Source organism: Pseudoalteromonas sp. NZS100_1, assembly GCF_015864285.1.
GTDB lineage: Bacteria > Pseudomonadota > Gammaproteobacteria > Enterobacterales > Alteromonadaceae > Pseudoalteromonas > Pseudoalteromonas arctica.
In genome coordinates, this window is sequence record NZ_JADYXN010000008.1 from 162952 (window position 1) to 172550 (window position 9599).

The window sequence follows — 9599 nt, forward strand, 5'->3', positions numbered from 1 at the left end:
TTAATTTCGAAAGATAAAAGCATAATATTGAGAGCCGCTACCATCTTAGCGGTCTCAAATACAAAAATAAGTTATTATTAATTGATTATAAAAGTAAATATATTTAGACAATTAGGATAGTGGAATATGGAATCACCAGAGATTTTTTTAAAAGAGCTTAACAGTACTTTACGCAGATTAAGGGGGGCATCCAATGTACTTGCTAATGAAGAAATAGATAAAAAATTATTAGCTGTGATGCGTCGGTTACTGTTAGCTGAAATATTAGGGAATGAGTGGATAATTGCAGTAGGTGGCTCGCAAGGGGCAGGCAAAACAACTTTAATGTCTAAAATTTATGACTGTGGAGATTGGCTACAAGGCAACGAAGGGCGCGGTGAAAAATTACCCGTTATGATTATTGAAACTAATGAAGTAAGTGCACCGCAGGGCTATGTAAGACGTTTACAAAAAAGTGATATTGGAGATCAGCTATTAATAAAAGATGTACTTATAAATGTCGAAAACTTTAATCAAGTTATAACAGACCCTTCAGCAGAAGATTTACTCCCAGTCTTAAAAGTACCAAAACGTTATTTTAAGAGGGAGAATCAGTCTTGGCTACTTTTACCAGGCTATGAAAAACAAGATCGAGATAATAAAGATTGGCAAGAGTTAATGCGTCAGGCAATGATAGCTGCAGGTGGTTGTATAGTTGTTACAGACGAAACAAGAATGGCAAATCAACAACAGCTTGATATTACAAAGGATATGCTTGCAAATGAGTTAAAGCATTGCGAACCCTGTGTTGTTATTTCTAAAACTGAATCATACAAAGGAAACTCAGATCGCCAAAGTCAACTCAAAAATAGTGCAATGAACACTTTCAAAATAGATGAGAGCCGAATTGATAAGCAGATAATATTGACTGGAACAGATGATTCTGATTACTGTGAAGAGTGGATGCCGAAATTAGTTAACATGATTGATGAACTAAATTATACAGGGCAATCGAATCGTGTTTTTCAAATTAATAATCTAGCACAGTTAATTGGCCGAGATTTAACTAAAGTTTTAAATAGTATTAGATCTAAGGCTAGGCTTATCTTTAATAGTTCTGAAGCAACAGAGAGTGCATTAATGTGTAAAGAGCTTCTAGGTGAATTTGATGAGGCTGTTACATCATTAAGAGAAGAGCACAAAAAAATTGCAAGAGCACATGTAAACCAGAACCTGAAAAATGCGACTAAGAACCTAGACGAAAAGTTAGCTTCAGATCATGAAGGTTTCAAAAATTGGATGACTAGTGCGTTTGACAGCACAACTGAAATAAAGACAAAAGCACAGCAAACTGTTGAAGAAGCTTGGCAACAAGAAGGAAGTAACTTTCTTTCTGGTTATGCTACTCAATTAACAGGTTTGACTTTAGAAAAATTAGGAGCAGTAAACAATTCTGAGATAGAGATAAGTAAAAATGACCCCCCTAAGTTACCGAACACTAAAAAACTTATTGAACTTGGTTATGCTGGGGAATCAGGTCAACCAATTCAGTTTAAAGTATTAAGCGAAGAAATAAAGAACGACATCAAAATAGTACTAAACCATAACTTTAATACTAGTAGCGAAACAAGTAAAAAACTAGCTGAAAGTGTAAGGTTGATACCTATTATATCCCTTGAATATGCGAGGTTGTCATACTCTGTGTCTAAGTTGTTAGCTGATGAACTTAAATTAAAGATGAATGATAATGGTGAGTTAATAGAGCAGAGTGTGGAGGCAATTCGTAATGGCGCAAATGAAGGTAGAAATGCTCTCAAAGCTGTCGCTGCTTTATTAGCTGTAGACGTTATTAGTGATGGTGATTCAGACATACTAGGTACACTTTTTGGTCATACCAAAGATAAAGAAACTGAAACCAGTTCGAATGATTCTGCAAGCGAAGAATCAACCAGTGAGCCAGAAGGTGGCAGTGTTCCCCCTGTTATGCTTCACCCTGCCGCCATTGCTGTTACTGCCGTTATTGCTGCTTGCTATATAACAACCAAAGCTGTATCAGGACTCAGGAAACAAGAGCAAGAGTTAAGTATTCAAGCACACTCTTTGCTTAATGCAATTTCCGATTCTCATTATGCAAACTTTTGCAGCAGTTTTGATGAAGTAATGCGCTCAGCAAGATCTAGATTAGAGTTTATTTTACGACAACGCTATCATTTAGATGAACACTTAATGCGTAAGGAAAGATTAACAAAGGCTTTAGCTGATGTAATTGTTTTATCAAATGATCTTAAAGCTGAAATTGATTCTTCAGCAAGCGGTTTAAATCCATTATTAGTTGGGCAAACTGCTGAGTATGATTAATGATTGGCTAACTGAATACTGGTCTGAGTTATATCTATCTAACTTGGACTGGGCGTTTGATGCATACGAGCGATTAATAAGCTCTATGAGTCACGATATAAAAAAAACATTATCGATGAAAGGAAAGCAGGTAGATCCTTTTGTAGTTGTTTACGGCAAGACTCAAGTAGGAAAAACGACACTTCTTCTTGATTTACTCGGTATTCATTCAGATAAAATAAGTGAAGTTTCCCAAGTGCTAAGGGGAGGAAGAGAGGCTGGGAAGTCAGCCACTGCAACAACTATGGAATACTGTCGTTCTACAAGTGAAAATTGGGCTTTGACAATCAACTCTAAAAAAGAGTTCTATGCTGCTGAGTCCGATATGATAATAGCTCTAAGTGATTTAAGAGAGAGTATGGAAAATGAAACTCAGTCTTTTAATTCTCCATGTATTGTAGATATACCAACACGTTTCTTTCCTATCGCTGCTAAAAAATGCGCTAATATACGTATTTTAGATTTACCCGGTGATAATCCTGCGAATGCTACAGAGCAAAAGCATGTATATGCTATGGCAAAAGCTTATCTCCCTTTTGCTGATTTAATTTTATTAGTTGGAAGGGGAGATGATTTGAGTTTTCTAAACTCAGAGGCTATGAGTCTTCCGGGTCTAGATAATTGGCAAGCCATGCTTGGACGTTTTCGTATAGTAACGACATTTTCTTACTCAGCTCAATCAATAAGAAACCTAATTCGTAAGAAAGAAGAAGTTAATATCAGTGATATTAGAGCGAGACTGATTGAGCAAATTCAGCGCTTTGGAGAGCTAAGTAATGAAGGTAAAAATCAGAACCTATTTTTCCCTCTTGAATTTGGAAATAGCTGGCAGAATCTAGAAAAGCAGGAACCTGTACTTTACAGAAAGTTAAAACCATTAATTAATGGACTTCGAGCAACATTAATTGATGAAATACATGCTTCTGTATCGCCTGTCAGTCGTCTTCGAAATATGCTCGATAGTCATGTAAGGATCGAATATATTTATAAAAAGAAATTAGAGAGGTTGAAACAGGACGAAAAAAATATCATCAGAGAGATTCAAGCTATTGATGAAGATGTTCAAATCTATAAAAAATTAAATGAACGAGAGCTTGAACAGTTAAATAAAAAAATTAAGTTAATTGAGTACGGTACAAGTGAAAATTTAAAAAGCAATATTAATGACTTGATAGTTGTTTATAAAAGTGAGCGTCACTCTAAAATTGATAGAAACCCAGAGAAAGACAGTGTTACTTCTCTCAAAAGGCTGATACTTAATTATAAATCTCAACTGAATGAAATTGAATTAAATTTAAGCCAATCCTTAGTTGTTAATAATAAAGCATATTGGAGAGATGTTGAGAAAACTTTTATGGAGCCAAATCCTAGCGTGATTAATAATGAGGTTCGAACGATATTTGAGCAGGTTGAAAAAGATTTAGATAAATATTTTATAAAAAAATACTTATCAATTAAAAACTACCACCATGATAAAAATAAAGTAGAAACGGCTAGGAAAAAATCAGAAGAATTTATTCTTTTGCAGTGGGAGAGTTCTTGGATTAAAGCAATTAATACAATGAATAAAAAAAATAACAATAAAAAAAGCCAACTTGAGGCGAGCATATTGATAAACAAAGATGAACAAAGAAAGCTACAGAAAGAATCACATGTAAAAAAAAGTTTATTAAACAAGTTGAAAATAAGAGTTATAAATACTGAAAAATTAATGAAGGAAGATATAACAAAGTTTGAAACTTTTATTAATATATTGAAGCAAGAGTTTCATGCATCAATAACAAAAAAAATTGATGCATTTTTAGTTGAAGATGATGAATATGATGCTTTTATGCAGTTAGTCTCATTTTGTGAATTAAGTGCTCAGAGAGATACGTTAGAGCTTTTACATGGAAAAAAGTGATTAGAATATGATTACAAACAGTGGGATTAATAATAAAGAAACACAGTTAACTGAGTTAATGGGGAGAATCGTTAAGCAACCACTTGCTCCTGTTATCAATGACTTGGAAAAATTAAAAAATGATATTTTGTCTGTAGGAGATGCGCTAGAAGAGGCCAATGAAAAGCTTGATTTGGTGAGTGCAGATAAAGATGAGTTATTAAAACAATTAACAAAAAAAATTTCACGTTCAGAAGAGCGTGTTTTAAACGATATAGCTAAAAATAGCGCAGAAATTATTAGTGAAAATAAAGATAGAGTTGAACAACAGCTGTTAGTTTTTAATAAGTCTATTGAAGGTGCGGTGTCTGAAATAATATGCTCAAGTGATACCGTTAAAGGTATGTTGGTTTCTTTTAGTAACAAGATAGATGAGCGTCATAAAGAACTGTTAGATAGGAATAGTTCTTTAAATTCCAAGGTTGATAAATTATTCCATGGATTAGAAGACACTAATAATAAAATAGCTAAAATTATTGAAGAACAAGAGAAAGCAACATTGGAATTGACTAGTAAAAATGATGAAATTAAAGGTTTAATATTTAAAGTTAACAAAAAGATTAATTTATTTTCGTTCGTTTTATTAGTGCCAGCTTTAATTGCTACCTCTTATTATTGTTTTCGAACACTTAGCTATTAAGGGATCAGAAAACACATATTGAATATGAAACTCCAAATTTGCGCTTCAAACGCACTTAATAAATACCTAAAAGCTGATTTACCTCGCTTGCCACATGAATCTGGTAAACAAGCTGGGGTAAATACGCTCATAAGCAATACAAGTTGCTTTAACTGGCAATTGCAGATTATTGATAACAGCTATAAATCTCGTGAAAAAACAATCATTGTTTGTGAGGCTAATAGCCGCTTTACGTTTTTTATACCTGTTAATTTTAAGTTATCGCAAGAGGAGTTAACGCAGCACTTTGCGTATGAATGGCAATTGATATTGGCTCAAACGCTTGAGAAGTATAAGCTAATACCTCGCAGCGATATAGCGGTGCTGTTGAGTGAACTATCTAAAATAGAATTTACTCCGCACTGGGTTAAAAATACAGATTTAAGCATCAGCGGCCATATTAGCGACGCTGCACTTTGGGTTACCCAAACATTAAAAGAAGAGGGGTTTTATGAGTTACCTAAAGATCTTGCCATTGAACTAGCCGTTTACTTAAACACCCAGCCTAAACGCATTACTAATAAAGCAACTGCTCGAAAAGAGAAGTTTACGCCAATAGAGCGATTATTAAGTTACTGCCAATCGCTTATCACTAATCGACAACGTGATCATGGGCAATCAAACGAAATAGTTGATACCAGTAATATTATTAATTTTAGTGACTACAGAAAAGGCTAAAACCAACTCAATTAAGTTTTCGCAAGCTTGTGAAATTATATTTTTATAAATTTTTGTATAGCATTACAAAAATAAAGCAGTACTAACAAACACCTAATTGTTAGTTAAATATTTAAGGAAGAAAATGACCCTCTCATTACAAAATTTTAATAGAACCCTATCTGAAGCAGAACAACTATTAGCATGCTTTGAAACGCTAAATAATCACCCAGAATTATGCTCATATGATGTTTTAAAGAAAGCGAGCCTGATAATGACCCTAACAGCATGGGAAACCTATGTTGAAGATGTGGTAACTGAAATTTTTGATGCCAAGTTTAGCTTAATTAAAGGCTCTCAATTTGGTCACTTTGCAGAAAAGCAATTACATGAACGTTTAAAGTTTTTTCATAACCCAAATTCAAATAAAACCAAAAAGCTATTTGAAGAGTTTTTTGGTATAGATGTTACTGAGCAATGGTTATGGCCTAATGTGTTACCAAAAGATGCTAGAGAGCAGTTAAATAAGTGGATTTCTAAAAGAGGGGAGGCTGTCCATCGTGCACAGCTTGATACTACTCAACCACAAATAATTAAAAAAGATGAGCTTGAAAAGTGTTTGCGCTTTTTTAAAGCGCTTGCACAAGCAACAGACAAAGCATTAGCAGTAATTTAAAGGAATAAGTAATGAGTTTACAAACAAGAATAAAAAAATTAATTGACCAAATTTCGGTAGGTATGCATGAGCGTGAAGATATTATTCCTATTGCGCTATTAGGTGCGCTGACCGGACAAAATACATTTTTATATGGCCCGCCCGGAACAGCTAAAAGTTTAATATCACGTCGTATAGCAAAAGCATTCGATAGCCCTTCGTATTTTGAATGCCTAATGAACCGCTTTAGTACACCAGAAGAGTTGTTTGGGCCGGTATCGATTAAAGCGTTAAAAGAAGATCAATACACACGTAAAACTGATAATTATTTGCCTAAAGCTGAGTTCGCTTTTTTAGATGAAATTTGGAAGTCTAGCCCTGCAATATTAAATGGCTTATTAACACTTATAAATGAGGGCATATATAAAAATGGGCAAGAGCTCGAAAAAGCACCTTTAAAGGCCCTAATTGCAGCATCAAACGAAACGCCTGAAGAAAACCAAGGCTTAGATGCTCTATATGATCGTTTTATCATCAGGTTAATGGTTGGGCCAATTGAAATAAAAGAAAACTTTGAAAGCCTAATTAGTAGTAAACCAACTCATGCTGAAATTAAAGTAGCTGATGATGTAGTGATTAAAAATAATGAATGGGCTAGCTGGCTTAAAAAAATTGATACGGTTGAGCTTTCACAAGATACGTTAACAATAATTCATTTAATTAGAAAAGAACTGTCGGAGCAATTTAAAGAGCTTGGAGTTTATGTATCAGACAGACGTTGGCAAAAAGCAGCACAATTGCTAAAAGCCTCGGCATTTTTTAATAACCGCAAACAAACGAATCACAGCGATGCTTTATTATTACGTTATTGCCTTTGGACTACAGAAGCCAACCGTGAAGATGTTGAGAGCATAGTAAACAATGCAATAGAAGAATCTGGCTTTTCGCCAGAGTTAAGCTTAGCAGAGCTTGATAGAAAAAAAGATGCGCTTGATAAAGAAATTACTAATGAAATTTTTCATGAAAAAGATGTGTACGATACTGTAAATATTGATGGGAATGAATTTTTTAAAGCAGTGATTAACTTTGAGTTTGGTAATAATTGGGATAAGAGGAAAGCTACGAAAACGTTGTATATTGAAAAAAGCAAAATGAGAAGTGAGGATGAATTCAACCCGGTGAATGTTCAAGGGCAAGAACTGGAAAACTTCAACTGTAGTTTCGATAAGCAAGGAAGTTGCTTAATTAACGCTAATGATATCAACCATACTTATTATGATGCTGAAGCTATTTTCACTCCAGAAATTTTATATAAAAAAGGGCAAAAGAAGCAAAACGTAAATAGCCGCTTAATTGATGCATTAAAAGTTGAAGTTGATGAGCTGACACAAAGCTTAAGAACAAATTTAGAGTTGTGTGAAGGTAAACAAAAAGAGTATGTGGCTTCTTTATACTCACCGTTTGTATCTGAACAATCATGCAATATAGCGCTAAATGGCATTAATCAGCAAATAAGTGATTTGAAGTTAAGAATTAAAGATTGCGACCGTTTAAAAGGGTTATGTAGTGCGTAAAGTTGATGAGTGTACAATCACTATGCTGGCCGAAATGCATAAAGATTACAAAAGTGTATTTGAGCAAGCGCCCAACTTAGCATTACAAGTAGAAGAACGCTTAAAAAATTGGGCCGATAAAACGAACCGGCATTGCTTATTAGAGTATCCTTATTACGATGCTCAAAATGAGTTGAATGCCTTTACTGGTTTAGACTTTGATAGCATAACCACAAAAAAATATGAACTTGCGTTAAATAAATACAAAGCTTTGTGTTTAAAAAGTAACGTTAATTACAACATAGATTTTTGGGATACAGATTTAGCTCACCTTAAAAATGAGGCTGTTACGCCAAACAGTAAGAACGTTCAAGCTGCTAGTGATTTAGCCACTTCTGCTAATTTATTGGCAAAGGAGTGGCAAAAATTACTATGTTCACTATATGAACAATGGGAGCTAGAGCAAATATCTCTATTAAGAGATAAGCTTTTAAAAAGCTTAATTGAAAAACTAAAGCTTATTGATGAAATGCTTACCTTATTGAGTACGATAGGTATTGAACCAGGCATTTTACTTGATCTTTCAAGTGGTTCTTTGAAGCTTAATAACTTAGCTAAAGTTAAAAGCTTAATGGAACTAATTCATAGTGATGAAGGTATAAAAAAGCTATTAGACTTGTTAGGTCGTATTAATCAGGTTAAAAAAAGTGAAAAAATAGAAACAGTTACTCATTCTTTTATACAAAAGTCGCCCATAATTGATATCAACTCTAAAGAAGAAATAGTTGGTATTAAACTATCTAAAGATATTGAGCATGCACTACCTTCTGAGTTGGCGCTATTAAGTGACGAGGATACCTCAATATTATTTGATCTTAAGTATGTTGAATCTTCTTTGATGTGCTTCGAAATGTCTGGGCAGCAATTTGTTGATGAGGAATTTGAAGTAGAAGAGGAGTTGACCGTTGAGGAAGATAAGCAAAAGGGCCCCGTTATTATATGTATTGATACTAGTGGTTCAATGCAAGGAGCGCCTGAAACTGTTGCAAAAGCAGTTGCTTTAGTTATGTCACTAAAAGCGCAAGCTGAAAATAGAGACTGCTACATAATCAACTTTTCTACTTCAATTAATACCTTGGATCTATCTAAGGGTTTTAGTTTAGATAAACTGGCTGACTTTTTATCAATGTCGTTTTATGGCGGAACGGATGTAGGACCAGCTATTAGCCATGCACTTAATTTAATGACAGAAAACACATACAACAAAGCAGACTTACTTATCGTTTCTGATTTTATTATGGGAAGCCTCCCAAGCAAAAAAATTGATATTATTTCTGCTTTAAAACAAAAAGATAATAAGTTTTATTCTTTAGTCGTGGGAAATTGTTACTTAAGTAAACGGCTAAGAGAAGTATTTGATCAAGAATGGATATATAACCCTAAAAATGCAAGTGTTACTGAATTGGTTGATATTGATAGCTGGATTGATTTATAAAAATGAGATTAAGTGAAAAATATGCATCATGTAGTGGTACAGTGATTTTGGCCACCCATTAAGAAAGAAATGCTATGCTGATAAGCATACAAATTTGGGTGAAAAATGACGAAATTAAAACGCGCAACGTATTCTGCAGCAATAAAATTAGAAACAGCTCAGCTCGTAGTTGACCAAAGTTATACTCAAGAAGAAGCAGCCAAAGCGATGGGGGTGGGTAAATCAACCGTCAGTAAGTGGGT

At 34.1% G+C, this 9599-nt stretch carries 8 protein-coding genes; all 8 read left to right on the top strand.

What is annotated here, in order from left to right; translation table 11 throughout:
• Positions 1–126: 126 nt before the first annotated feature.
• The gene (locus I6F66_RS08040; protein ID WP_197209068.1) at positions 127–2337 is read left to right on the top strand and encodes a hypothetical protein; all 2211 of its coding nucleotides are present in this window, start codon (positions 127–129) and stop codon (positions 2335–2337) included.
• The gene (locus I6F66_RS08045) at positions 2330–4279 is read left to right on the top strand and encodes a dynamin family protein (RefSeq protein ID WP_197209069.1); all 1950 of its coding nucleotides are present in this window, start codon (positions 2330–2332) and stop codon (positions 4277–4279) included. Before I6F66_RS08040 ends, I6F66_RS08045 begins: the two co-directional genes overlap by 8 nt.
• 7 nt (positions 4280–4286) lie before the next feature.
• Positions 4287–4958, top strand: coding sequence for a hypothetical protein (locus I6F66_RS08050; protein WP_197209070.1), 672 nt, complete (start codon positions 4287–4289; stop codon positions 4956–4958).
• A gap of 24 nt (positions 4959–4982) precedes the next feature.
• Positions 4983–5675 carry an amino acid adenylation gene (locus I6F66_RS08055; RefSeq protein WP_197209071.1) on the top strand — a complete coding sequence of 231 codons (693 nt, stop codon included), beginning with the start codon at positions 4983–4985 and terminating at the stop codon, positions 5673–5675.
• Between the two features lie 124 nt (positions 5676–5799).
• The gene (locus I6F66_RS08060; RefSeq protein WP_197209072.1) at positions 5800–6330 is read left to right on the top strand and encodes a HEPN domain-containing protein; all 531 of its coding nucleotides are present in this window, start codon (positions 5800–5802) and stop codon (positions 6328–6330) included.
• Positions 6331–6341: 11 nt separating this feature from the next.
• On the top strand, positions 6342–7883 hold the full coding sequence (locus I6F66_RS08065) for an AAA family ATPase (RefSeq protein WP_197209073.1): 1542 nt from the start codon (positions 6342–6344) through the stop codon (positions 7881–7883).
• A complete protein-coding gene (locus I6F66_RS22820) occupies positions 7876–9357 on the top strand; it encodes a VWA domain-containing protein (RefSeq protein WP_197209074.1) in 1482 nt (493 codons plus the stop codon). The genes I6F66_RS08065 and I6F66_RS22820 overlap by 8 nt, the downstream gene beginning before the upstream one ends.
• Before the next feature lie 105 nt (positions 9358–9462).
• A partial coding sequence (locus I6F66_RS08075) for a helix-turn-helix domain-containing protein (RefSeq protein ID WP_197209075.1) occupies positions 9463–9599 on the top strand: 137 nt, incomplete at its 3' end.